Below are 22,563 nucleotides of genomic sequence, written 5' to 3'. Positions count from 1 at the left end.
TCGGTCGGCACGGGGCGGGCGTTTCTCCCGGCGCCGATCAGGGGTCTTCGGGATCGAACAGGGAGGCCTGCGGTTCGTTGACGCGGACCTCGATTCCGCCGGTCACGGCGTCCGGCGGCGGGGTCAGGCCCAGTTGCATCCACGCGGCCGCGGTGGCGACCCGGCCGCGGGGTGTGCGGGCGATCATTCCGGCGCGGACGAGGAACGGCTCACACACCTCTTCGACGGTGGCAGGCTCCTCACCCACCGCGACGGCCAGGGTGGACACGCCGACCGGTCCGCCGCCGAAGCTGCGCACCAGGGCGCTGAGGACGGAGCGGTCGAGACGGTCGAGTCCCAGCTGGTCGACGTCGTACACGGCGAGGGCGGCGTGCGCGATCTCGCGGGTGACGACGCCGTCCGCGCGGACCTCGGCGTAGTCGCGGACGCGGCGGAGCAGGCGGTTCGCGATGCGGGGCGTGCCCCGGGACCGGCTCGCGATCTCGGCGCCGGCCTCCTCGCCGAGTTGCACCCCGAGGATGCCCGCCGACCGCATGAGGATCTGCTGCAGCTCCGCCGGTTCGTAGAAGTCCATGTGGGCGGTGAACCCGAACCGGTCGCGCAGCGGCCCGGTGAGCGCCCCCGAACGGGTGGTGGCCCCGACCAGGGTGAACGGCGCAACCTCCAGGGGAATGGACGTGGCTCCGGGGCCCTTGCCGACCACGACGTCGACCCGGAAGTCCTCCATCGCGAGGTAGAGCATCTCCTCCGCCGGGCGGGCGATGCGGTGGATCTCGTCGATGAACAGCACGTCGCCCTCGACGAGGTTGCTCAACATGGCGGCCAGGTCGCCGGCGCGCTCGAGCGCCGGACCCGACGTCAGCCTCAGTGAGGAACCCAGTTCGGCGGCGATGATCATCGCCATGCTGGTCTTACCCAGCCCGGGCGGGCCGGACAGGAGGATGTGGTCGGGGGTGCCGCCGCGCATCTTGGCGCCGGTCAGGACGAGTTGCAACTGCTCCCGGACCCGCGGTTGCCCGATGAAATCGTGCAGGTTCTTCGGCCGCAGGCTGGCCTCGATGTCGCCGTCGCCGGCAACGAGGTCGGCCGAGACCGGGGACTCGTCGTCGCCGCCGGTTTCGGGATTCATCTGGTCTTCCCGAGCAGGGAGAGGGCGGAGCGCAGCGCGGACGAGGTGGTCGACTCGGGTGCCTCGGCGAGGACGGAATCGGTGGCCTGTTCGGCCTGCTTGGCCGGGAATCCGAGCCCGACGAGCGCTTCGACGATCTGGTCGCGGACCGATCCGCCGCCGCCCGCACCGAGCGGCACCGCCCCGGACGTGGACGCGACCACGTCGACCTTGTCGCGCAGTTCGACGACCATCCGCTCGGCTCCGCGCTTGCCGATGCCCGGCACCCGGGTCAGTGCGGTGACGTTGCCCTCGGCGAGCGCGGCACGCAACGCGTCGGGTTCGAGGACGGCGAGTGTCGCCATCGCCAGGCGCGGACCGACACCCGACACCGTCTGGAGCAGCCCGAACAACTCCTTGGACTCCGAGTCGGGGAACCCGTACAGCGTCATCGAGTCCTCGCGGACGATCATCGCCGTGACCAGCCGGGCCTCGGTTCCCCGCTGCAGCCCGCCGAGAGTGGCCGGGGTCGCGTTCACGCGGTATCCCACTCCCGCGGATTCGATCACCGCATGGTCGAGGGCGATCTCGAGCACCTCGCCGCGGACGGACGCGATCATCGTGTACCTGCCTTCTTCACTTCGGCCAGCCGGGCCTGGTAGCGACGTTTCTGTTCGGCGGCCGCGGCTTCGGCGCGGGCCATGCGTTCGATCATCGGCGCCCGCCAGCAATGGCAGATCGCCAGGGCCAGCGCGTCCGCGGCGTCGGCCGGTTTGGGGGCGGCCGCCAGCTTGAGGATGCGTGTCACCATCGCCGTCACCTGAGCTTTGTCGGCCGATCCGCTTCCGGTGACGGCCGCCTTGACCTCACTGGGGGTATGGAAACACACGGGGATGCCGCGGCGTGCGGCGGCGAGCGCGACGACGCCGCCCGCCTGCGCGGTGCCCATCGCGGTGCGCACGTTGTGCTGGGAGAACACCCTCTCGATCGCCACGACCTCCGGCCGGTGCAGATCGATCCACGATTCGGCGGCCTCGGAGATCCGCAGCAGCCGGGACGACAATTCGAGGTCTGCCGGGGTCCGGACCACGTCGACGGCCACCGGGGTGACGGTGCGACCGTTGCCGCCGTCCACCACTCCGAATCCGCACCGGGTCAGACCGGGATCCACACCCAGCACACGCACGCAAAGCCACCTCTCCCACGCCGAACAGCTGTTCGATAGCTTAGCCGTGGGATCGGACGTGTCGGCGCACCAACACGCAGGACGGCGGGGCGGGCGAGCACCGCTCCCCCGCCCCGCGCCGTGCGTCCGTGCGATCAGTCGTCGAGTTCGGCGAGCACCTCGTCGGACAGGTCGACGTTGGTGTAGACGTTCTGCACGTCGTCGGACTCTTCGAGCGCGTCGACGAGCTTGAACACCTTGCGGGCCCCGTCGGCGTCGACCGGGACCTCGACGGATGCACGGAAGTCGGCCTCGGCGGAGTCGTAGTCGATGCCCGCCTCCTGCAGGGCGCTGCGCACGGCCACGAGGTCGGTGGGCTCGCTCACGATCTCGAACGTCTCGCCGAGGTCGGTGACCTCTTCGGCGCCCGCGTCGAGGACCGCCATCAGCACGTCGTCCTCGGTCTGGTCGCCCTTCTCCAGGGTGACGACGCCCTTGCGGGTGAACAGGTAGGACACCGAACCCGGGTCGGCCATGTTCCCGCCGTTGCGGGTCATCGCGGTCCGCACCTCGCCTGCCGCGCGGTTGCGGTTGTCGGTCAGGCACTCGATGAGGACGGCGACGCCGTTGGGCCCGTAGCCCTCGTACATGATGGTCTGCCAGTCGGCGCCGCCCGCTTCTTCACCGGCGCCGCGCTTGCGGGCACGCTCGATGTTGTCGTTGGGGACCGACGTCTTCTTGGCCTTCTGGATGGCGTCGTACAGGGTGGGGTTTCCCGCAGGGTCGCCACCGCCGGTACGGGCCGCCACCTCGATGTTCTTGATCAGCTTCGCGAAGGCTTTGCCACGCTTGGCGTCGATCACAGCCTTCTTGTGCTTGGTGGTGGCCCATTTGGAGTGGCCGCTCATGCGATTCAAGCCCCTTTCCTGCTGCTTTTGGCACGCCGAATGCGCGGTTTCAGCTTTGACGATGTTACCCGCAGCCCGGCCGCCCCTGCGCGATCCCGGGGTAACAACTCGCATAAGTCGCCATTGTTTGCATAGAATGCAAACATGTTGATGCGAGTCGACCACGGTTCCAGCACCCCACTGGGCGAACAGATCGCCGCCAATGTGCGCGGTGCGTTCCTGCGCGGCGAGATCGGTGCGGGCGACCGGCTCCCCTCCGCGCGGGCACTGGCCGAGTCCGTCGACGTCAACCTCCACACGGTGCTGCGCGCGTACGCCGCCCTCCGCGACGAGGGGCTGATCGACCTCCGCCGGGGCCGGGGCGCGGTCGTCCGCGCCGACACCGACCCGATTCGCACCGGATTGACCGAAGCCGCACGCACTTTCGTCGCAGAGGCCCGGCGCCTCGGACTCGACACCGAACAGATGCTCGACGTGATCAAGGAGACCACGAAACAATGACGACCTCCCGCACGCGCCTCCTCGCCGCGACCTCGGCCGTACCCCTCCTCGCCCTCGCGATCGCGAGACTCGCGTGGGGCGGCGACCTGCCGCCGGTGGTGGCCAGTCACTGGTCCGGCACCGAACCCGACGGTTTCAGCGACACGACCACCTACTTCTGGGTCGCCCTCGCGGTCTGCGCGATCGCCGCGGGCATCGCCGGCGTCGTCGCGGCCCGGATCCGCACCGACGCCGCGCTCTGGCTGCCCGCCACCGCGTGCGCCGGGTGGACGGTGGCCACGACCTGGATCGTCAGCGTCGCCGCCACCGTCCGTGCGGGCTCGCCCGAGGCGGCGACGCTGGGCTGGTGGATTCTGATTCCCCTGCTGGGAATCCTGTGGGCGGTCGCCACGTTCATCCTGCTCCCCCGGCCGTCGCACCCCACGGGGAACGGCCCGGCACCGACGCTGCCCGTCCCCCTGGCGCCCGGCGAGCGCGCGTCCTGGACCGGATACGTGCGCGGGCGCTGGGCGGGCGTGCTCGCTCTCGCCATGGCCGTCGCCGCGGTCGTGTCCGCGCTGGTCGGCGCACTCTGGCTCGCGGTGCTGTTCCTCGTCCTACTGGTCGCCGGTGGCGCCTTCGCGTCGGTGACCGTGCAGGTCGACCGCACCGGGCTGAGCCTGTCGTCGTGGAACGTCCGCTGGCGGCACATCCCACTCGACGCGGTCGACGAGGCGCAGGTGACCGAGATCCGCCCCGGCGAATGGGGTGGCTGGGGATACCGCTTCTCACCGCGCGGAACGGCGGTGGTGATCCGCGGCGGTGAGGGCATCGTGGTGACCCGCACCGGCGGCCGCCCGTTCGCGGTCACCGTCGACGGCGCCGCTCAGGGTGCGGCGCTCCTCAACTCGCTCGCCGCACCGCGCCCGGCGGGTTAGACCCCGCGGACGATGTCGACGAACAACTCGTGCACCCGCCGGTCCCCCGTGACCTCCGGGTGGAACGACGTCGCCACCACGGAACCCTGCCGCACGGCCACGATGCGTCCGGCGGCCGCGCCACCCGACTCGGGCACCCGGGCGAGGACCTGGACGTCGTCGCCGACGCGCTCCACCCACGGTGCCCGGATGAACACCGCCCGCATCGGGTCGCCGACGATGCCCTCGAATTCGAGGTCGGACTCGAAGGAATCGACCTGACGGCCGAAGGCGTTGCGGCGCACGGTCATGTCGATGGCGCCGAGGTGCTGCGCGTCGGGTCTCGTGTCGAGGATCTCGCTCGCGAGGAGGATCATCCCGGCGCAGGACCCGTAGGCCGGCAACCCGTCGCGCAGGCGGGCCTTCAGCGGCTCGAGCAGTTCGAAGATCTGCAGCAGCTTGCTCATCGTCGTCGACTCACCGCCCGGGATCACCAGGCCGTCGATCTTCTCGAGCTCCTCCGGGCGGCGGATTCCCACGGCATCGGCGCCCGAATCATTCAGTGCAGCAAGGTGTTCACGGACATCGCCCTGCAGGGCGAGTACTCCGACGAGGGGACGGGTCATGCCATGTTTCCTGTCTCGATGTCGCGCTGGTCCTGATCGCGCTGGATGCGGGTCAACCCCTCCTGCACCACGGCGGCGACCATGGTGCCGTTCCGGTCGAACATGCGGCCCTGGGTGAGGGCGCGGCCGAAGCCGGCGGAGGGTGAGGTCTGGTCGTAGAGCAGCCACTCGTCGGCGCGGAACGGGCGCAGGAACCACATGGCGTGGTCGAGCGACGCGGTCTGGGTGACCACTCCCGGGTGCGGGACCTTCGACGCGCCGAGGAGCGTCATGTCACTGAGGTAGGCGAGGGTGCAGATGTGGAAGACCTGATCGTCGGGCAGCTTGTCGCGGTAGCGCATCCACACGCGTTGCTGCGCAGCGATTCCGGGAGTTTTCCTGGTGCAGTCGGCCGGAACGATACGGACGTCCCATTCCTTCCACTCCCGGTAGAGATCGGTGGCGGCCATCTCCTCGACGGTCTGCGCGTCGACGAGGTTCTCGGGCTCGGGCACCGACGGCATCGTGTCCTGGTGCTCGATGCCCTCGTCCCCCGAGTGGAACGACGCCGACATGGTGAAGATCGCCTTGCCGTCCTGGATGCCGGTGACCCGCCGGGTGCAGAACGACCGGCCGTCCCGGATCCGGTCGACCAGGTACACGGTGGGTTCCGCCGGATTTCCGGGGCGCAGGAAGTACCCGTGCAGGGAGTGCACCTCGAATCTCTCGTCGACGGTGCGAACGGCGGACACCAGCGACTGACCGGCGACCTGCCCGCCGAACGTCCTCTTCAGCACGGACGGATGAACCGAGCCGCGGAAGATGTCCTTCTCCAGCGCTTCGAGTTCGAGAATGTCCTCGATGCTCGCCATCAGCCCTCCTTCTGTGCCTGGTCAAGGTTATCCGCCCGGTTCGGGCTCGAGGCACCATGGGTGCCATGACGATGTTCACACCGACGAGCCCGGACGGCCTCGTCGCCCTCGTCACCGAACGCTGCCTCGCCGTGGACGGCATCGCCGTCGTCGCGATCGACGCCCCCGACGGCGCCCAGCCGCTGCCCCTCGCCGGCGCGGTGTGCGCGTCGCTGCGGGAGCAGGGCAGGCCCTGTGACGTCGTGTCCCTCCACGACTACGTCCGGCCCGCCTCCCTGCGGTTCGAGCACGGCCGCGACGACGAACTCAGCTACCGCACCCTCTGGTTCGACTACGACGCCCTGAACCGGGAAGTGGTGCGCTCGGTCCGCACCGACCGCCGGTGGTTGCCGCGGTTGTGGGACGAGGACGAGGATCGCTCCGCCCGCTGTGCCAGGGTGCCCGCGGCCGCCGGGCAGGTGCTGCTCGTGACCGGCCCCATGCTGCTCGGCCGGGACCTCGACTTCGACGTCACCGTGCAACTCCACCTGGGTGAAGGGGCCCTGCTGCGCCGTACCCCGGCCGATCAACGTTGGACCGTGCCCGCACTGCTGCGCCGCGCCGCAGACGTCACCTACGAACCCGACCTGCTGGTGCGGTACGACCATCCGCCGAAACCCGCGGTCCGAGCGGGTCGCTGAACCCGCTCACGTCGTGCGCAGGAACCGGGTCAGCCCTTCCTGCACCACGGCGGCGACCAGGTTCCCCTTCCGATCGAAGATCCGTCCCTGCGCGAGACCCCGGCCGAAGCCGGCGGACGGTGACGTCTGGTCGTACAGCAGCCATTCGTCGGCCCGGAACGGACGCAGGAACCACAGGGCGTGATCGAGTGAGGCACTGTCGATCTCGACACCGGGATGCGGTGTCATCGCGGAACCGATGAGCGTCATGTCACTCATGTACGCCAGCGCGCAGACATGGAATACGGGGTCGTCGGGCAGCGTCCTGCGGGACCGGAACCACGCCTGCTGCTGCGCGGCCGCACCGCGGATGCGGTCGACCTCGCCGTGTCCGACGATCCGGATGTCCCAGTCGGACCACTCCCGGGCGAGCCAGGCGATCTCCGGGTCTTCGGACTCACTGGCGAACGGCAGCGAATCCGGCGGCGGGACCACCGGCATCTCGTCCTGGTGCTCGATGCCCACGTCCGCCACCTGGAAAGACGCCGACATCGTGAAGATGGCCTGGCCGTCCTGCACGGCGCTGACCCGCCGGGTGACGAACGAGCGGCCGTCCCGGACCCGGTCCACGAGGTACACGATCGGCATCGCGGGATTGCCGGGACGGAGGAAGTAGCCGTGCAGCGAATGCACCGCGAACCGGGGTTCGACCGTGCGGACCGCCGCCACGAGTGCCTGACCGGCCACCTGACCGCCGAAGGTGCGGGGAAGCATGGTCTCGGTCGCTATGCCCCGGAAGATGTTCTCCTCGAGGCGTTCCACTTCCAGGATCTCTTCGATCGTCGCCATCCACGGCCCCTTCCGATGCTCGTCCGCTGACACTCTCCCACGGACCCGCGCACCGGACCGCACCGCACGGGCCCGGGGTGGGGCCTCGTGCGGTGCGTGCGGAAGGGCAGTGCCGGGACGCTCGATCAGTGATCGAGCGTGGGGATCACCAGCCGCGTTCGGCGAGCCGGTGCGGGACGGGGATGTCGTCGACGTTGATGCCGACCATCGCCTCGCCCAGCCCGCGCGAGACCTTCGCAAGGACGTCCGGGTCATCGAAGAACGTGGTCGCCTTCACGATCGCCGCGGCCCGCTCGGCCGGGTTGCCCGACTTGAAGATGCCGGAGCCGACGAACACACCCTCGGCACCGAGCTGCATCATCATCGCCGCGTCCGCCGGGGTGGCGATGCCGCCGGCGGTGAACATGGTGACCGGCAACTTACCGGCCTTGGCGACCTCGACGACCAGGTCGTACGGCGCCTGCAGCTCCTTGGCCGCCACGTACAGCTCGTCCTCGCTCAGCGACGTCAGCCGGCGGATTTCCCCACCGATGGTGCGCATGTGGGTGGTCGCGTTGGACACGTCGCCGGTGCCGGCCTCACCCTTCGAGCGGATCATCGCCGCACCCTCGGTGATCCGGCGCAGCGCCTCACCGAGATTGGTGGCACCACAGACGAACGGAATGGTGAACTTCCACTTGTCGATGTGGTTGGCGTAGTCGGCCGGCGTCAGGACCTCGGACTCGTCGATGTAGTCGACACCGAGCGACTGCAGGATCTGCGCCTCGACGAAGTGCCCGATCCGGGCCTTGGCCATCACCGGGATCGAGACGGCGGAGATGATGCCGTCGATCATGTCCGGGTCGCTCATCCGGGACACGCCGCCCTGCGCGCGGATGTCGGCGGGCACCCGCTCGAGTGCCATCACCGCGACGGCACCGGCGTCCTCGGCGATCTTCGCCTGGTCGGGGGTGACGACGTCCATGATGACCCCGCCCTTCAACATCTCGGCCATGCCACGCTTGACGCGCGCCGTACCGGTGGTGGGGGTGGTGTCGGGGGTGCTCACAGCGAACTCCTGAGGTGTGGCGTGGATTGATTTCGATAGCGGCATGCGTGAGCGACGACGTTCACGCTGCAGTACCTGATTCTAGGACGAACGCCAGTCCACTTCCGTAGCCAGTCCGCGATTGCTGGCTTTCTCCGGACGTGCGGGCGGCTCAGGTGATCGCGCGCACCTCGGGGTCGTCGGCGGCGACGGCGACCGATTCGGCCTCGTCGAGGAGATCCGCGAGGTCGTGCGGGTACACGGCCTCGCCCGCCGCCGCGAGTTCACGGACCGTCTCCGCGGTGCACCACCGGTGACCGGTGATGGTGCGGCTCTCGAGTTCGGTGAAGCCGCCGTGGTGCGGCTCGAACCCGTCGGTGCGCAGCGCGAAGAACAGCTCCTCGGAGCGGATGAGCTGCCCGTTCCAGGAGAAGATCGCCACCCGGCGCCACATCGGTCCGCGTAGCGACTCGGCCGATGCGGTGTGCCCGGTCTCCTCGGCGATCTCCCGGACCGCGGCCGCCCGCAGGTTCTCGCCCTTCTCGACGGCGCCACCGATCGTGAACCAGTAGTAGATGTCGGGGACGGTGGGGTCGTGTCCCCGCAGCAGCAGCACCCGGCCATCACCGTCGAGCAGCACCACCCGGGCAGAGGTACGGACGGAGTCGAGGGACAGGCCCTCGGTGACGGCGGCCGCGGACGAGCGTTCGGTGATCTCGAAGTACGTCGGCAGGGGGGCCGTGCCGCCGAGGTGCAGCCATCGGACGGGCCGCCGGGTGCGCAGGGCGAGGGTGTCGCGGACGGCGTCGTTGTGGAAGCGGCGGGCGATCAGCACCCGCGCCTCCGCGTCGGCGAGTTCCGCCACCAACTGGGGGCGCAGGGTGTCCGGGTCGAGGGACGAAAGTGCGCTGGACAACGCGTTCTCGGCGATCTCCCGGTCGGCCCGGTCCGACCGTTCGGCCCCGGCCGCCAGCGCGGCCAATGACCTGCCCTCGGGCGGGTCCATCGCCGCGGCCGCCGCGCGGACGACCACCGCCCGGCGGGCGAGGGCCGCGTCGAGGGCCTGCCAGGACAGGTCCGAGCGGACGTGCAGGCGGTCGAGGCGGTTGGCCGTGCCGTACGCCCACAGGCCGATCGCGAGGACGACGGCCGCGACCAGCGCGAGAACCAGGATCGTGAGGGCGGAGAGCGTCACGAGCCGACCTCCCGGACGCCGTCGCGGCCGACGGTGACCGTCTCGTAGACGCGCAGGATCTGCTCGGCTACCACCGGCCAGTCGTATTCGGTGACCACCGTGCGGCCGACGTCGGTGAGCGCGGCGCTGCGCTCGGAGTCGCCGAGCACCGAGTCGATCCCGGCGGCGAGCGCTGCCGCATCCCCCACCGGCACCAGCACACCCGCCTGGCCGTCCCGCAGGACCCGGCGGAATGCGTCCAGTTCGCTCGCGACGACTGCGGCTCCGGCGGCCATCGCCTCCACCAGCACGATGCCGAAGCTCTCACCGCCGAGGTTGGGGGCGCAGTACACGTCGGCGCTCCGCAGCGCCGACGCCTTCTCTGCGTCGTCGACCTGGCCGAGCAGACGCAGGTGCCCGAAGACCGGCCCCGCCTCGCGGCGCAGCTTGTCCTCGTCACCGCGGCCGACCACCAGCACCTCGAGGTCGGGATACTTCTCCACCAGCGCGGGCAGCGCCTTCAGGAGCACGGCCATGCCCTTGCGGGGCTCGTCGTAGCGGCCGAGGAAGAGGATGGTCCTGCCGGGGCGCGGGTAGCCCGTCAGCGGTTCCGCGTTCGCGAACGCCGGGACGTCGACGCCGTTGGGGATTTCGACGGCGTCGGAGCCGAGCGATTCGACCTGCCAGCGCCGCGCGAGTTCCGACACCGCGATGCGACCGCTGATCTTCTCCAGGTACGGCTGGAGCACACCCTGAAACGTGCTCAGCACCAACGACTTCGTCGTCGACGTGTGGAACGTCGCCACGATGGGCCCCTCCGCCACGCGCATGGCGAGCATCGACAGACTCGGCGCGTTGGGCTCGTGGATGTGCAGGACGTCGAAATCGTTGTCCGAGATCCAGCGCCGGACCCGGGCGCTCGCGGCGGGGCCGAAACTCAGCCGGGCCACCGAACCGTTGTAGGGAATGGCGAGGGCGCGTCCCGCCGACACGACGAAACCGGGCAGGTCGACGTCGTCGGACGCCGGCGCCAGGACGCTCACCTTGTGCCCGCGCTCGATCAGGACCTCCGCGAGGTCGACGACGTGGGCCTGCACTCCGCCCGGGACGTCGAACGAGTACGGGCAGACCATGCCGATCTTCACGAGTTCTCCATGCGGGAGAGCCTCGCCTGCGACAGGTCGGACAGCCACAGCGGCTGAAGCATGTGCCAGTCCTCGGGATGTGCGGCGATGTTGGCCTCGAACCGGTCCGCCAGGGCCTGGGTCGCCGCGGCCACTCCCGCGGTCGTGTCGATCGGCGGGTCGATGCGGAAACCCCACCCGCCGTCGGTGAACCAGCAGTGCACCGGCAGCAGCGGCGCACCGGTGTCGATCGCCAGCTTGGCGGGGCCGGCGGGCATCCGGGTCGGTTCACCGAAGAACGTCACCGGGACTCCCTTCTTCGCCAGGTCGCGTTCACCGAGAAGGCACACGATGCCGTTGTCCCGCAGCCGCTCCGACAGTTCCACGAACGGGGGGTGCTCACCGCCGCTGAGTGGGAAGATCTCGAAGCCGAGGCCTTCGCGGTAGTCGACGAACCGCTGGTACAGCGATTCGGGTTTCAGCCGTTCGGCGACCGTGGACAGGCCACCCCAGTGCTGGGCGCACCACACGCCGGCCATGTCCCAGTTTCCGCTGTGCGGAAGGGCGAGAATGGCGCCCGTGCCTGCCTCCTTCGCGGCGTCGAGGTGCTTCTGCCCCTCGATCAGCGCGTCGAGGGCGGCTCCGGTCTTCACCAGATCCATCGACGGCAGCCGGAAGGCCTCCCGCCAGTACCGTGCGTAGGACCGCACCGACGCCCGCATCAGCGTGTCCGGCACCTCCGCGGCGGGTACACCCAGCACCCGGGCGAGGTTGCGGCGCAACTGGTCCGGGCCGCCGTTCCGGACGGCGAAGTCGGCTCCCCTGTCGAACAGGGTTACCGCGGCCTTCTCGGGCAGTGCGCGCACCAGCCGCCAGCCTGTCGCGTACCCCAGGTCGCTGAGGCGTTCGGACAGGCCGCTCACTGCGCGGTCGCCTGTCCGTCTTCCGGCGTCGGGTCGGCGGGCGGCAGGGGCAGCACGTCCCGCGCTCCCGGCGACCGGCGGACCGCCAGGACCCGCTGGAACACGGTGATCACGCTGCCCACCGACAGCAACCACATCGCGACGTGCACGGCCCACGGCACTCCGAGCCCGGTGACGCCGGCGCCGACGAGGACGATGATCAGCCGATCGGGTCGCTCGATGAGCCCGCCGTCGGCGGACAGTCCGCTCGCCTCTGCGCGCGCCTTGGCGTACGAGATCACCTGCGAGGTGACCAGGCACAGCAGCGTCGCGATCAGCAGCGGTTTGCTGTTCTCGTGGTACACCGCCCACCAGGCGAGCCCGGCGAAGATCGCGCCGTCGGCCACCCGGTCGCAGGTGGCGTCGAGGACGGCGCCGTACCGGGTTCCGCCGCCCCGCGCGCGTGCCATCGCGCCGTCCAGCATGTCGAACATCACGAACAGCCAGATGAACATCGCTCCCCAGAACAGATGTCCGCTGGGAAACAGCGTGACGGCGCCCGCCACGGTCGCGACGGTGCCGATGACGGTGACGGAATCGGGGGTGAGCCCGGTCTTGACCAGGGCCTTCCCCAGTGGAGCCGTCACCTTGGACACGGATGCCCGTCCGAAGAAGCTCAGCACCTCTCCACCCCGTTCTTCACTTCCCGACAGGAACCCCGAACGCGTGAGTCAGCGACTCGCGCGTCATTCATCTATCGCGTCATTCATTCCAGGCCTTTGCCAGCAGCCCCCGGGTCTCGCGCAGCAATTGCGGCATGACCTTGACCCCGGCGAGGACCGTGATGAAGTTCGCGTCCCCGCCCCAGCGCGGAACGATGTGCTGATGCAGGTGCTCGGCGAGCGAACCGCCCGCCGCCGCACCGAGATTGAGGCCGACGTTGAAACCGTCGGGCCGCGACACCCGCTTGATCACGCGCAGCGCCTGCTGCGTGAACGACATCAGTTCGGCGCTTTCCGCCTCCGTCAGGTCCTCCAGCGCCGCGACCTTGCGGTAGGGAACCACCATCAGGTGCCCCGGGTTGTACGGGTACAGGTTCAGCACCGCGTACACGTGCTCCCCGCGGGCGACGATCAGCCCGTCCTCGTCGTCCATCTTCGGGATGTCGATGAACGGCTCGTTCGGGACGTCCTTCGACTTCGGTGTCTCGGCGATGTACGACATGCGGTGCGGCGACCAGATCCGCTGAAGGTGATCGGGCTCGCCGGGGCCGCGGTCGACGAGGCGGCCGGGGCCGCCGAGCATCTCGTCGGCCGTCACGTCGTCACCTCCGGTCATGTGCGTCACCCTTCCTGACCGGATTGCAGCAGTTCCGCCGTCGGCGACGCGTTCTCGCGGCGGCCGATCCATTCGGTGACGATGCGCACGGCGTCGTCCACGGGCACGCCGTTGACCTGGGTGCCGTCGCGGAACCGGAAGCTGACGGCGCCGGCTTCGACGTCGCGCGCACCCGCCAGCAGCATGAACGGCACCTTCTGCGCCGTGTTGTTGAAGATCTTCTTCTGCATGCGGTCGTCGCTCGCGTCGACCTCGGCGCGGACACCGGCCGCCTTCAGGCGCTTCACCACGTCGAAGAGGTGATCGGCGAACGTCTCCGCCACCGGAATTCCGACCACCTGGACGGGCGCCAGCCAGGCCGGGAACGCGCCCGCGTAGTGCTCGGTGAGCACCCCGAAGAACCGTTCGATGGACCCGAACAGGGCCCGGTGGATCATCACCGGCCGCTGCTTGGTGCCGTCGGTGGCGGTGTACTCGAGGTCGAACCGCTCGGGCAGGTTGAAGTCGAGCTGAATCGTCGACATCTGCCAGGTGCGCCCCAGGGCGTCCTGCACCTGCACCGAGATCTTCGGGCCGTAGAACGCGGCGCCGCCCGGATCGGGAACCAGGTTCAGCCCCGACGACTCCGCGACCTCGGCCAGCGTCGCCGTCGCTTCCTCCCACACGGCGTCGTCGCCGACGAACTTGTCCGGGTTCTTGGTGGACAGCTCGAGGTAGAAGTCGTCCAGTCCGTAGTCCTTCAGCAGGCCGAGGACGAACTGCAGGGTGGACGCCAGTTCGTCGCGCATCTGCTCGCGGGTGCAGTAGATGTGCGCGTCGTCCTGCGTCATTCCCCGCACGCGGGTCAGTCCGTGGACGACACCCGACTTCTCGTACCGGTACACCGAACCGAACTCGAAGAGCCGCAACGGCAGTTCGCGGTACGACCGTCCGCGGGAGCGGAAGATCAGGTTGTGCATCGGGCAGTTCATCGGCTTGAGGTAGTAGTCCTGGCCCGGCTTGCGCACAGTGCCGTCCTCGTTCAGTTCCTCGTCGATGTGCATCGCGGGGAACATGCCGTCGCGGTACCAGTCCAGGTGCCCCGACACCTCGTAGAGGTGGCCCTTGGTGATGTGGGGTGTGTTGACGAACTCGTACCCCTCCTCGACGTGGCGTTTGCGGGAGTAGTCCTCCATCTCGGTGCGGATGATCCCGCCCCGAGGATGGAACACGGGCAGTCCCGAGCCGAGCTCGTCGGGGAAGCTGAACAGGTCGAGTTCCGACCCCAGCTTGCGGTGGTCGCGGCGCTCGGCCTCGGCGAGCAGTTCCAGGTGCTGCTCCTGCGCCTCCGCCGACTCCCACGCGGTGCCGTAGATGCGCTGCAGATCGGCGTTGTCCTGGTTACCACGCCAATACGCCGCGGAGCTGCGGGTGAGCTTGAACGCCGGGATGTGCTTGGTTGTGGGGATGTGCGGGCCCCGGCACAGGTCGCCCCACACCTTCTCGCCGGTCCGTGGGTCCAGGTTGTCGTAGATGGTGAGCTCGTTGCCGCCCACCTCCATGATCTCCGGGTCGTCGATTCCCGACTTGTCGTCGATGAGTTCGAGCTTGAAGGGCTCGTTCGCCAGTTCGGCTCGCGCCTCCTCCAGCGAGTCGACGACGCGGCGCGAGAACCGCTGCGACCCCTTGACGATCTTCTTCATCCGCTTCTCGAGGTTCGCGAGGTCCTCGGGAGTGAACGGGCGCTCGACGGCGAAGTCGTAGTAGAAGCCGTCCTTGATCGGCGGGCCGATACCGAGCTTGGCCTCGGGGAATTCCTGCTGGACGGCCTGCGCGAGGACGTGCGCCGCCGAGTGGCGGATGACGCTGCGGCCGTCGTCGGTGTTCGCCGCGACCGGTTCGACCTCGACGTCGGCGTCGGGCACCCAGGACAGGTCCTTGAGCTGGCCCTCCGCGTCACGGACCACGACGACGACGTCCGGGCCCTTGGTCGGGTAGCCGGCCTCCCGAACCGCTGTACCGGCCGTCGTCCCCGCGGGCACCCGGACGAGGGTGGCTTGGGCGGCGGATGCGGGGGTGCTCACGGCGATGTTCTCCTAGGTGAGGTGTGCGGTGCAGACATGGTGAATGTGCCAGCCCATGTTATCGGCCCAGCAGTGACACCCAATCATGCGTCCGGCTAGAGCGGGCTCTCCAGCCACGGGTAGTCGAGGCCGATCCACGTCCCGACGAGACCGAACGTCCCGAGCAACCACAGCGTGGCGAGGACGACGGCACACGTCAGCAACGCGCCCAGCCCTTTGACCACCAGCGACTGCCGCGAGAACCAGTCCATGAACTTGTCGTAACGCTGCCGCGCGTAGTGCAGCAACCGGTGGGCCCACGCGAACTCGGACGCGAGGATGCCGAGCCCCGCGAACACGATCAGCCAGCCGGGCCCGGGGTACGGGATCGCGACGATCCCGGCGGCGAGCACGAGAACGCCGATCACCCCCACCACGATGCGGTACGCCAGGTTGAGGCCCGGGCGCGCGGCGACGTGTGCCCGCCACCGGCGCCAGCGGCTCTCCGCTTCCTGGAACGGCGACAGATCCGAGTCGTCCACGTCCCCGTTCTCGGGCGCGGATCCCGGTCGAGCTTCTCTGCTGGTCACCAGTCCACCCTACCGACCGCGACCTGCGGTCACCCCTTCACACAGACGACCTGCCGCAGGTGGGCCACCACCTCGACGAGATCGGCCTGCGCTTCGATCACCTGCTCGATGTCCTTGTAGGCGCCGGGAATCTCGTCGATCACACCGGCGTCCTTGCGCGATTCGACGCCGGACGTCTGCCGCACCAGGTCGTCGACGGTGAACCGCTTCTTCGCCTTGGTGCGGCTCATCGTCCGCCCCGCCCCGTGCGACGCCGAATTGAACGACAACTCGGAGCCCAGGCCCCGCACCACGTAGGAACCGGTGCCCATCGACCCGGGGATGAGCCCGAGATCACCCCGGCCCGCCCGGATCGCGCCCTTACGCGTGACGAGCATCGGCTCGCCGTCGACGATCTCCTCCGACACATAGTTGTGGTGGCAGGAGATCGGCTCGTCGAACCGCACCGTCCTGCCGGGAAGGGACTGCCGGAAGGCCCGCATCACCAGCGTGAGCATGACGGCGCGGTTCCGGGCCGCGTACTCCTGCGCCCACGTCAGGTCGTGGCGGTATGCGTCCATCTCCTTGCTGCCTGCCAGGAACACCGCGAGATCGCGATCGACCAGCCGCTGGTTGTGCGGCAGGGCCCGCGCCACCGCGATGTGCCGCTCCGCGAGTTCCTTGCCGATGTTGCGTGACCCGGAGTGGAGCATCAGCCAGACCTCGTCGGCGTCGGACAGGCACACCTCGATGAAGTGGTTGCCGCCGCCGAGTGTGCCGATCTGCTTCATCGCCCGCGATTCCCGGGACTGCACACCGGAATGCAGGTCGCCGAACTCCTGCCAGAAGCGGTGCCACCCCTTCTTCACTCCCCCGGCATCAGTACCCAGTGCGCCGACGTTCACCGAGTGCTCGTGCATGGCGAAACCGACGGGCACCGCCCGCTCGATGTGCGACCTCATCGACCGCAGGCTGTCCGGCAGGTCGCTCGCGGTCACATCGGTCCGGACTGCCGTCATTCCGCAGCCGATGTCGACGCCGACCGCGGCGGGGGCGACCGCCGCCCGCATCGCGATGACGGAACCGACCGTGGCGCCCTTGCCCACGTGGACGTCGGGCATGACGCGCACCCCGTGCACCCACGGCAGGTCGGCCATGTTCCGCAACTGCTGCAACGCGGCCTGCTCGATGGTCTGCTCCTCAGCCCACATCAGTGTCGGCGCGGTGGTGCCTTCCAGCCTCACGGGGAACATGGGACTTCAGTCCTTCGGTAGCGGATCACCCGGGAAATTTTCGGGCCGGCTCAGTTCATTGTCCGTCGCACCGGAGAGCGGCAACAACCGATTTTCCGGGTGCGCACACGAAAAAGAAGAGGCCATTTCCGGTTTCGGAAACGACCTCTTCTTTGTGTGGTCCCGGCTGGGATCGAACCAGCGACCTTCCCGGTGTGAACGGGACGCTCTTCCACTGAGCCACGGGACCGAGGCGCGTCGAATACTCGCGCTCGAACGAGTTGGAACATTAACAGACCGAGCGGCCGAACGAAAATCACCTCGATGGGATTCGTGTGGGATTCGTGCCGGCCCCTGGCTGCGGCACGCCCACGACCCGGTCCCGTTCACGTCGAGTTCACCGTCTGATGCCTTGACCTGCAGATTTGTAACTATCGCGGATGGTCGGCTAATGTTCTCAACCGCACCACGGAGAACATTCTCCGCGAGTTACACGGTGCATGCGGACGTGGCGCAGCTGGTAGCGCACAACCTTGCCAAGGTTGGGGTCGCGGGTTCGAATCCCGTCGTCCGCTCGAGAGGTTGGACTCAACCTTCGCGGTGGAGTGGCCGAGTGGTGAGGCAACGGCCTGCAAAGCCGTGCACACGGGTTCGATTCCCGTCTCCACCTCGCGCGATTAGCTCAGCGGGAGAGCGCTTCCCTGACACGGAAGAGGTCACTGGTTCAATCCCAGTATCGCGCACCGAGATAGATGCTAGATGCTCGACTGTTAGTGTTTGACTTGCTCGACAGTGACAGCCCCGCAAGGGGCCTTCACGAATGCGGACGTGGCGCAGCTGGTAGCGCACAACCTTGCCAAGGTTGGGGTCGCGGGTTCGAATCCCGTCGTCCGCTCTCTTTTTTCCGTCCCGCGCGATTAGCTCAGCGGGAGAGCGCTTCCCTGACACGGAAGAGGTCACTGGTTCAATCCCAGTATCGCGCACCATTTCGCGTTCAACCGAAGAGTTCACGACGTGCGGCCCCGGTCATCGACCGGGGCCGCACGTCGTTGTGCGTCAGGCGGGCCGGAGCCGGTTGGCGCCGGAGATCATCGCGCGCAGAGTCGATTCCGTGCGGGACTCGCCGATTCCCATCGCCCAGAGCCGGATGCCTGCGCTCTCACAGAGCAGGAAGGTCGCCGTGCGGTGCCCGATCTCGTGCTGGTGGAAGGACAGGATCTCCATCGCACACCCCGCGTCGTACAGCATCGAGGTCATGGCGGAGACCGGGCCGGGCGCGCTCGCACCGGTCTTGCAGATCGATTCGCCGATGCCGAGGGTGGCTTCGAAATCCCACATCCCGGGCCCGGTCTTCGTTTCCGACCAGCTACCCAGGCGGAACGGTCCGTTGGACGGTGCGTAGACGGTCTCGAACGCGGTCCAGGTCATCCCGGCGGCTTCGGTGCGGAGTTCCGATGGCAGCGACTTGCCGTAGCGCGCGGCGAACGGGTCGGCGGCCGGTGTCGACGAGGGAAAGGATGGAGCGAAAGAAGTGTTGGTGCTCATTCTCGTGGTCTTCCTGGAAGGAGGGAGGACCAACGCGTAGCTCAACGACCCGCAGCGAGGGGTCGGTCCGTATCAGACCCCGCTACGGCGGAGAACTACGAGAATGCGCTGCATGGAGGACACTGTAAGCGACAACCGTCCACTGAGACAACCCCGGTGCGTGCGGTAACGCCGGCGACGGCGACGGCCGGTGACGAAATCGTTACCCCCGCTTCTGGAACGTGAGGAAATCCTCATGTATCGTCGAACTTGCCATCCACCCCCCCGATGGCAATGAGCCCCAGCCATGACCCCCCATCCAAGGCTGGGGCTCAGTCTTGTTCCGGGCACCTCGTCGACCGCGCTTTCGGACATATCACCCGCCGATCCGGAGAACGCTGCACATCCCCGCACAGTGCCGGGACGGTCGCGGCGCTGGAGGAGTATTGGACACTCGTCCAATTAGAGACCAGGATCGCCGCACTCGCGGCGGGGATGTCCACGATCGAAGGCTCGCCGAACACCTGGCCCGCCGCTTCTCCAGCAGGGCGGCACTGCAACTCGGGCTCGCGACGATCGCGGCCGCGGGCGGGGCGCTCGGTTTCAGCCCGAACACCGGCGCCTTCTTCGCCTGCCTGTCCGCGTACGGCGCCGGACTCGGCATCGTCGACGCCGCCGCCAACACGCAGGCGATGTCGATCCAGCACGCCTACGGTCGCTTCGTCCTGTCGTCGTTCCACGCGGTGTGGAGCGTCGGTGCGATTGCGGGCGCGCTCTTCGTCGCCGCGACGTCGGCCCTCGGCGTGGGTGTCGCCGCCGCCCAGCTGACGGCGGCGTTCGTCGTCGCCGCCGGATCGGCCCGGTGCGGGCCCCGGCAGGCATCGCCGCACCGGCGATTGACCCTGTGGCCGTTCCGGTTCCGATCCGGGCCCTGCTCGCACTCGGTATCGCGATGCGTTGTTCTACGCCATCGATTTCGGTGTCGCCAACTGGTCCGCGCTGTACGTCAGGAACGTGCTGCTCGCGGACGCGGGTACGGCGGCCCTGGCGCTGGCCGCGTACCAGTGCGCGGCTCTGGTGTCGCGGCTGAGTGGCGACTTCTGGATCGCGAAATACGACGAGATCGCCGTCCTCCGTGCGGGTTCGGCGGTCGGCGTCGCAGGAAGGGCGGTCGTCGTGTTCGCCGCCGCCGCGACCGACCTGCGGATCGGGTTCGTGGTCCCGCTCCTGTTCGCGGTCGGGCTCCTCCTCCTCGCGCCCGCGTTCGCCCCGGACCGGGACCGCGAAGAGCAATCCGAGTGGGCCCCGGATCGCGACTGACAGCAGATGTTCTACTTAGGTCATGCCGACTTGGGGATGGTTCGTGATCGCGGTGGGAAACGTCTACATCGCGGTTCTGGTCACGTCGCGGTCCTGTCGCGGCGGCTCGCACACCCCACCCGATCTGCATCCCGCATCGACGTGGCGGCACCTCGACGACGCCACCCGGGACGAGGTGACGTGCCTGCTGGACCGGGGCCGGACCACCGAGGCGTTCAAGCTCCTCGTCGCGCGGGACGGAATCGGCGTGCGGCACGCGAAGGCCACGGTCGAGTACGGCCGGAGCATTGCGGCGATCAGCCTGCTGCGGGACAGTACGGGGATGACTCTTCGGGAAGCGAAGGACGCGGTGGATCAGCTGTGACTGTCGAAATCGACCCGGCGGGAATCTGGGATTCCGAGGCGATCGCCGACGTCGCCGCGGCGACGTTCCCCCTTGCGTGCCCGCCCGGGGCGACGCAGGACGACATCGCCACGTTCATCGACGACGTGCTGTCCGCCGAACGGTTCTCCGAGTACCTCACCGACCCCGACCGCACCGTCCTCAAGGTGACACATGGCGGGGCGATCGTCGGCTACGCGATGCTGATCGACGGGGAACCTGCCGATCCGGACGTCGGCAGGGTCGTGACGCTGCGGCCGACCACCGAGATCAGCAAGCTGTACGTGCTGCCCGGCAATCACGGGACCGGCGTCGCGTCCGCGCTGATGGATGCGATCGTCGAACGGGCGGTCGCGGCGGGGTGCGCCGGGCTGTGGCTGGGCGTGAACCAGGAGAACGTGCGAGCCCAGCGCTTCTACGCGAAGCACGGCTTCACGCAGGTCGGAACGAAGACGTTCGTCGTCGGCACCCAGCTGCACCACGATTTCGTGATGCAGCGGGCACTGTAGCGAGCCGGGTCAGCTCGCCGCGACCTCGAAACGCGACAGCGCCAGCAGACGCGACGTGGCACGCAGGTACTTCTTCCGGTACCCGCCGGCCAGCATTTCGGGGGTGAAGATCGCGTCGAGCTTGGCTCCCGCAACGGTGACGGGGATGCTCGCGTCGTAGAGGCGGTCGGCGAGGACCACCAGCCGCAGCGCCACCGACTGGTCCTCGGCGGGGTGGACACCGTCCAGGAACACGGCCGGAATGCCCTCGACCAGCTTGTTGTAGCGGGACGGGTGCAGCGTGCTGAGGTGCTTGCACAGGGCGTCGAAGTCGTCGAGGGTCGCGCCGGGGATGCTGTCGGCGCGCTCGGCGAGCTCCTCCGAGGAGATCGGGTCCGGGGCCGGCGGCAGGTCGCGGTGGCGGTAGTCGGGTCCGTCGACGCGAATCGTCTCGAAGATGGAACCGAGCTTCTTGATCTCTCGCAGGAAGTCCTGTGCGGCGAACCGGCCCTCACCGAGCTGGCCGGGCAGCGTGTTCGACGTCGCGACGATGGACACGCCGCGTGCCGACAACTCCGACAGCAGGCGGGAGACCAGCATGGTGTCGCCCGGGTCGTCGAGTTCGAATTCGTCGATGCAGAGGACGCTGTGGTCGGACAGCTGTTCGACGGCCTTGTTGAAGCCGAGTGCGCCGACGACGTGCGTCAGCTCCACGAACGTGCCGAACGCCTTGGGCGACGGGACGCTGTGGAAGATCGAGGCCAGGAGGTGGGTCTTGCCGACGCCGAAGCCGCCGTCGAGGTAGAGACCGGCACCGGTGGCCGGCGTCTTCTTCCCGAACAGACCGCGTCGACCGCCACTGCGGATCTTCACGACCTTCTTCGCGAACTCCTCCGCCTTCTGGACCGCGGCGGCCTGGCTGGGTTCTGCGGGATCGGGGATGTACGACGCGAAGCTCACCTCGTCGAACATGGCCGGGGGCACCATCTGAGCTACCAACTGATCAGCGGGGACCACGGGGCTGCGATCGACAAGACGTGCATGCATACAAGCAGGGTATCCACGTGTTGTGATCACCAACATGCACCGTGTACATATTGCGACATTTTTCACACCGGACCGTCCGCCCGTCCGGGAGGAGTCCAGCGAATCGACCGCGAACACGCTGCGTGAGCTGTACGCCTACCCGGCGGAGACCCCGCGGCCGTGGATCCGCGTCAACTTCGTGAACAGTATCGACGGCTCCGTCTCCGTCGACGGGGTCAGCGGGGCGCTCGGCACCCCCGCGGACGCACTGGTCTTCGAGACGCTACGGGAACTGGCCGACGTCGTGCTGGTCGGGGCCGGAACCGTCCGGGCGGAGAACTACGGCGGCGCGCGCGTCGGCGCCGAGGGCAGGCGACGCCGGGCAGCCTCGGCAATGCCGGAGGTTCCACCGATCGCCGTCGTATCCGCCCGCGCCCACCTCGACCCGCAGGCCCGCCTGTTCACGGACACCGAGGTGGCGCCGATCGTCGTCACGTGCGCGGACGCCGACCCGGCGCGGATCCGCGCCCTCGCCGACGCGGGCGCCCGGATCGTCACGGCCGGCGACGGGCAGATCACCAGTGAAGGACTGATCGCGGCTCTCGACGACCTCGGACACCGGCGGGTGCTCTGCGAGGGCGGACCGAGCCTGTTCGGGCAGCTGATCGCGGACGACGCCGTCGACGAGGTCTGCCTGACCACGGCCCCGGTGCTCGCCGGGGGAACCGCCGGTCGCGTCGCCACCGCACCGAATGCCCGGATCACCGCGATGACTCCCGCGCACATCCTCACCGACACCGACGGCACCGTCCTCACCCGATGGGTGCGGCTGCCCCGCCCGTAGCGGAACCT

General features: G+C 68.8%; 25 protein-coding genes and 6 tRNA genes. 12 read left to right on the top strand and 19 right to left on the bottom strand.

The genetic code is table 11. The annotated features are described in order from the left end of the window. Nucleotides 1-37 precede the first annotated feature (37 nt). The 4 genes from ruvB to CA951_RS05620 form a co-directional block, all read right to left on the bottom strand. Nucleotides 38-1,129: a Holliday junction branch migration DNA helicase RuvB gene (ruvB, locus tag CA951_RS05635; RefSeq protein ID WP_087555891.1), complete on the bottom strand. Its 1,092-nt coding sequence runs from the start codon at nt 1,127-1,129 to the stop codon at nt 38-40. Then, on the bottom strand, nt 1,126-1,728 hold the full coding sequence (gene ruvA / locus CA951_RS05630; protein ID WP_087555890.1) for a Holliday junction branch migration protein RuvA: 603 nt from the start codon (nt 1,726-1,728) through the stop codon (nt 1,126-1,128). The genes ruvB and ruvA overlap by 4 nt, the downstream gene beginning before the upstream one ends. Next, nucleotides 1,725-2,294 (bottom strand): crossover junction endodeoxyribonuclease RuvC, encoded by a 570-nt coding sequence (ruvC, locus tag CA951_RS05625; protein ID WP_087555889.1) that lies wholly within the window; start codon nt 2,292-2,294, stop codon nt 1,725-1,727. Before ruvC ends, ruvA begins: the two co-directional genes overlap by 4 nt. A 134-nt stretch (nt 2,295-2,428) precedes the next feature. Next, a complete protein-coding gene (locus tag CA951_RS05620) occupies nt 2,429-3,181 on the bottom strand; it encodes a YebC/PmpR family DNA-binding transcriptional regulator (protein WP_015890547.1) in 753 nt (250 codons plus the stop codon). A gap of 144 nt (nt 3,182-3,325) precedes the next feature. Between CA951_RS05620 and CA951_RS05615 the strand changes: the two genes are divergently transcribed. Together CA951_RS05615 and CA951_RS05610 are read left to right on the top strand one after the other, a co-directional pair. Then, nucleotides 3,326-3,682 carry a GntR family transcriptional regulator gene (locus tag CA951_RS05615; protein ID WP_087555888.1) on the top strand — a complete coding sequence of 119 codons (357 nt, stop codon included), beginning with the start codon at nt 3,326-3,328 and terminating at the stop codon, nt 3,680-3,682. Further along, entirely contained in the window at nt 3,679-4,599 is a 921-nt protein-coding gene (locus CA951_RS05610) for a hypothetical protein (RefSeq protein WP_087555887.1), read from the top strand. The genes CA951_RS05615 and CA951_RS05610 overlap by 4 nt, the downstream gene beginning before the upstream one ends. Here CA951_RS05610 and pdxT read toward each other — a convergent pair. Together pdxT and CA951_RS05600 are read right to left on the bottom strand one after the other, a co-directional pair. After that, nucleotides 4,596-5,204 (bottom strand): pyridoxal 5'-phosphate synthase glutaminase subunit PdxT, encoded by a 609-nt coding sequence (pdxT, locus tag CA951_RS05605; RefSeq protein WP_087555886.1) that lies wholly within the window; start codon nt 5,202-5,204, stop codon nt 4,596-4,598. The genes CA951_RS05610 and pdxT overlap by 4 nt on opposite strands. Then, nucleotides 5,201-6,055, bottom strand: coding sequence for an acyl-CoA thioesterase II (locus tag CA951_RS05600; protein ID WP_087555885.1), 855 nt, complete (start codon nt 6,053-6,055; stop codon nt 5,201-5,203). The genes pdxT and CA951_RS05600 overlap by 4 nt, the downstream gene beginning before the upstream one ends. Nucleotides 6,056-6,111: 56 nt before the next feature. Between CA951_RS05600 and CA951_RS05595 the strand changes: the two genes are divergently transcribed. After that, a complete protein-coding gene (locus CA951_RS05595; protein WP_087555884.1) occupies nt 6,112-6,735 on the top strand; it encodes a hypothetical protein in 624 nt (207 codons plus the stop codon). A 6-nt stretch (nt 6,736-6,741) separates the two neighbouring features. On the opposite strand, the gene CA951_RS05590 is transcribed toward CA951_RS05595, so the two are convergent. From CA951_RS05590 to CA951_RS05540, 11 genes are all read right to left on the bottom strand, one after another. Continuing rightward, nucleotides 6,742-7,563 (bottom strand): acyl-CoA thioesterase II, encoded by an 822-nt coding sequence (locus CA951_RS05590; protein ID WP_087555883.1) that lies wholly within the window; start codon nt 7,561-7,563, stop codon nt 6,742-6,744. A gap of 145 nt (nt 7,564-7,708) precedes the next feature. Further along, nucleotides 7,709-8,611 (bottom strand): pyridoxal 5'-phosphate synthase lyase subunit PdxS, encoded by a 903-nt coding sequence (gene pdxS, locus CA951_RS05585; protein WP_073360607.1) that lies wholly within the window; start codon nt 8,609-8,611, stop codon nt 7,709-7,711. Nucleotides 8,612-8,762: 151 nt separating this feature from the next. Next, a complete protein-coding gene (locus CA951_RS05580) occupies nt 8,763-9,785 on the bottom strand; it encodes an NUDIX domain-containing protein (protein ID WP_087555882.1) in 1,023 nt (340 codons plus the stop codon). Then, on the bottom strand, nt 9,782-10,909 hold the full coding sequence (locus CA951_RS05575; RefSeq protein WP_087555881.1) for a glycosyltransferase family 4 protein: 1,128 nt from the start codon (nt 10,907-10,909) through the stop codon (nt 9,782-9,784). Before CA951_RS05575 ends, CA951_RS05580 begins: the two co-directional genes overlap by 4 nt. Then, nucleotides 10,906-11,811, bottom strand: a complete 906-nt coding sequence (locus CA951_RS05570; protein ID WP_087555880.1) for a phosphatidylinositol mannoside acyltransferase — start codon at nt 11,809-11,811, stop codon at nt 10,906-10,908. The genes CA951_RS05575 and CA951_RS05570 overlap by 4 nt, the downstream gene beginning before the upstream one ends. Continuing rightward, nucleotides 11,808-12,473 carry a phosphatidylinositol phosphate synthase gene (pgsA, locus tag CA951_RS05565; protein WP_087555879.1) on the bottom strand — a complete coding sequence of 222 codons (666 nt, stop codon included), beginning with the start codon at nt 12,471-12,473 and terminating at the stop codon, nt 11,808-11,810. The genes CA951_RS05570 and pgsA overlap by 4 nt, the downstream gene beginning before the upstream one ends. Nucleotides 12,474-12,552: 79 nt before the next feature. Further along, nucleotides 12,553-13,128, bottom strand: coding sequence for an HIT domain-containing protein (locus CA951_RS05560; RefSeq protein ID WP_087555878.1), 576 nt, complete (start codon nt 13,126-13,128; stop codon nt 12,553-12,555). 5 nt (nt 13,129-13,133) lie between these two features. Further along, nucleotides 13,134-15,191 (bottom strand): threonine--tRNA ligase, encoded by a 2,058-nt coding sequence (gene thrS / locus CA951_RS05555; RefSeq protein WP_087555877.1) that lies wholly within the window; start codon nt 15,189-15,191, stop codon nt 13,134-13,136. A gap of 95 nt (nt 15,192-15,286) precedes the next feature. After that, on the bottom strand, nt 15,287-15,712 hold the full coding sequence (locus CA951_RS05550; RefSeq protein ID WP_087555876.1) for a TIGR02611 family protein: 426 nt from the start codon (nt 15,710-15,712) through the stop codon (nt 15,287-15,289). A gap of 77 nt (nt 15,713-15,789) precedes the next feature. Beyond that, nucleotides 15,790-16,992: an RtcB family protein gene (locus CA951_RS05545; RefSeq protein ID WP_087555875.1), complete on the bottom strand. Its 1,203-nt coding sequence runs from the start codon at nt 16,990-16,992 to the stop codon at nt 15,790-15,792. A 157-nt stretch (nt 16,993-17,149) separates the two neighbouring features. Next, a tRNA-Val gene (locus CA951_RS05540) sits at nt 17,150-17,221 on the bottom strand. Between the two features lie 252 nt (nt 17,222-17,473). Here CA951_RS05540 and CA951_RS05535 point away from each other — a divergent pair. The 5 genes from CA951_RS05535 (at nt 17,474) to CA951_RS05515 (ending at nt 17,957) form a co-directional block, all read left to right on the top strand. Continuing rightward, nucleotides 17,474-17,546, top strand: a tRNA-Gly gene (locus CA951_RS05535). A gap of 24 nt (nt 17,547-17,570) precedes the next feature. Next, a tRNA-Cys gene (locus tag CA951_RS05530) sits at nt 17,571-17,641 on the top strand. A 1-nt stretch (nt 17,642) separates the two neighbouring features. Next, a tRNA-Val gene (locus CA951_RS05525) sits at nt 17,643-17,714 on the top strand. Between the two features lie 79 nt (nt 17,715-17,793). Then, nucleotides 17,794-17,866 (top strand) — tRNA-Gly (locus tag CA951_RS05520). Nucleotides 17,867-17,882: 16 nt separating this feature from the next. Then, nucleotides 17,883-17,957, top strand: a tRNA-Val gene (locus CA951_RS05515). Between the two features lie 70 nt (nt 17,958-18,027). Here CA951_RS05515 and CA951_RS05510 read toward each other — a convergent pair. Beyond that, nucleotides 18,028-18,516 (bottom strand): 2-isopropylmalate synthase, encoded by a 489-nt coding sequence (locus tag CA951_RS05510; RefSeq protein ID WP_087555874.1) that lies wholly within the window; start codon nt 18,514-18,516, stop codon nt 18,028-18,030. A 936-nt stretch (nt 18,517-19,452) separates the two neighbouring features. Here CA951_RS05510 and CA951_RS44040 point away from each other — a divergent pair. From CA951_RS44040 to CA951_RS05495, 3 genes are read left to right on the top strand one after another with little or no spacing between them, the layout of a single operon-like run. Continuing rightward, a complete protein-coding gene (locus CA951_RS44040; RefSeq protein ID WP_256973347.1) occupies nt 19,453-19,815 on the top strand; it encodes a hypothetical protein in 363 nt (120 codons plus the stop codon). Between the two features lie 22 nt (nt 19,816-19,837). Then, on the top strand, nt 19,838-20,179 hold the full coding sequence (locus CA951_RS05500; protein ID WP_087555873.1) for a hypothetical protein: 342 nt from the start codon (nt 19,838-19,840) through the stop codon (nt 20,177-20,179). Next, nucleotides 20,176-20,706, top strand: coding sequence for a GNAT family N-acetyltransferase (locus CA951_RS05495; RefSeq protein WP_087555872.1), 531 nt, complete (start codon nt 20,176-20,178; stop codon nt 20,704-20,706). Before CA951_RS05500 ends, CA951_RS05495 begins: the two co-directional genes overlap by 4 nt. Before the next feature lie 9 nt (nt 20,707-20,715). On the opposite strand, the gene zapE is transcribed toward CA951_RS05495, so the two are convergent. Continuing rightward, on the bottom strand, nt 20,716-21,732 hold the full coding sequence (gene zapE, locus CA951_RS05490) for a cell division protein ZapE (RefSeq protein ID WP_087555871.1): 1,017 nt from the start codon (nt 21,730-21,732) through the stop codon (nt 20,716-20,718). Between the two features lie 34 nt (nt 21,733-21,766). On the opposite strand from zapE, the gene CA951_RS05485 reads away from it, so the two are divergent. Then, nucleotides 21,767-22,555 (top strand): pyrimidine reductase family protein, encoded by a 789-nt coding sequence (locus CA951_RS05485; protein ID WP_087556001.1) that lies wholly within the window; start codon nt 21,767-21,769, stop codon nt 22,553-22,555. The last annotated feature ends 8 nt before the right edge of the window (nt 22,556-22,563 follow it).

It is taken from the genome of Rhodococcus sp. NCIMB 12038, from assembly GCF_002165735.1.
Taxonomy (GTDB): Bacteria; Actinomycetota; Actinomycetes; order Mycobacteriales; family Mycobacteriaceae; genus Rhodococcus_F.
Note: the sequence above shows the minus strand (reverse complement) of the source record. Positions and strands in the feature narration are given on the sequence as shown.

Coding starts and splice junctions, on each gene's coding strand:
- CA951_RS05615 (WP_087555888.1), top strand. CDS start 3,326: ATGTTGATGCGAGTCGACCACGGTTCCAGCACCCCACTGGGCGAACAG.
- ruvA (WP_087555890.1), bottom strand. CDS start 1,728: ATGATCGCGTCCGTCCGCGGCGAGGTGCTCGAGATCGCCCTCGACCAT.
- pdxT (WP_087555886.1), bottom strand. CDS start 5,204: ATGACCCGTCCCCTCGTCGGAGTACTCGCCCTGCAGGGCGATGTCCGT.
- CA951_RS05500 (WP_087555873.1), top strand. CDS start 19,838: ATGCCGACTTGGGGATGGTTCGTGATCGCGGTGGGAAACGTCTACATC.
- CA951_RS05610 (WP_087555887.1), top strand. CDS start 3,679: ATGACGACCTCCCGCACGCGCCTCCTCGCCGCGACCTCGGCCGTACCC.
- CA951_RS05620 (WP_015890547.1), bottom strand. CDS start 3,181: ATGAGCGGCCACTCCAAATGGGCCACCACCAAGCACAAGAAGGCTGTG.
- zapE (WP_087555871.1), bottom strand. CDS start 21,732: ATGCATGCACGTCTTGTCGATCGCAGCCCCGTGGTCCCCGCTGATCAG.
- CA951_RS05560 (WP_087555878.1), bottom strand. CDS start 13,128: ATGACCGGAGGTGACGACGTGACGGCCGACGAGATGCTCGGCGGCCCC.
- CA951_RS05600 (WP_087555885.1), bottom strand. CDS start 6,055: ATGGCGAGCATCGAGGACATTCTCGAACTCGAAGCGCTGGAGAAGGAC.
- CA951_RS05485 (WP_087556001.1), top strand. CDS start 21,767: ATGCACCGTGTACATATTGCGACATTTTTCACACCGGACCGTCCGCCC.
- CA951_RS05590 (WP_087555883.1), bottom strand. CDS start 7,563: ATGGCGACGATCGAAGAGATCCTGGAAGTGGAACGCCTCGAGGAGAAC.
- CA951_RS05595 (WP_087555884.1), top strand. CDS start 6,112: ATGGGTGCCATGACGATGTTCACACCGACGAGCCCGGACGGCCTCGTC.
- CA951_RS05545 (WP_087555875.1), bottom strand. CDS start 16,992: ATGTTCCCCGTGAGGCTGGAAGGCACCACCGCGCCGACACTGATGTGG.
- ruvB (WP_087555891.1), bottom strand. CDS start 1,129: ATGAATCCCGAAACCGGCGGCGACGACGAGTCCCCGGTCTCGGCCGAC.
- CA951_RS05510 (WP_087555874.1), bottom strand. CDS start 18,516: ATGAGCACCAACACTTCTTTCGCTCCATCCTTTCCCTCGTCGACACCG.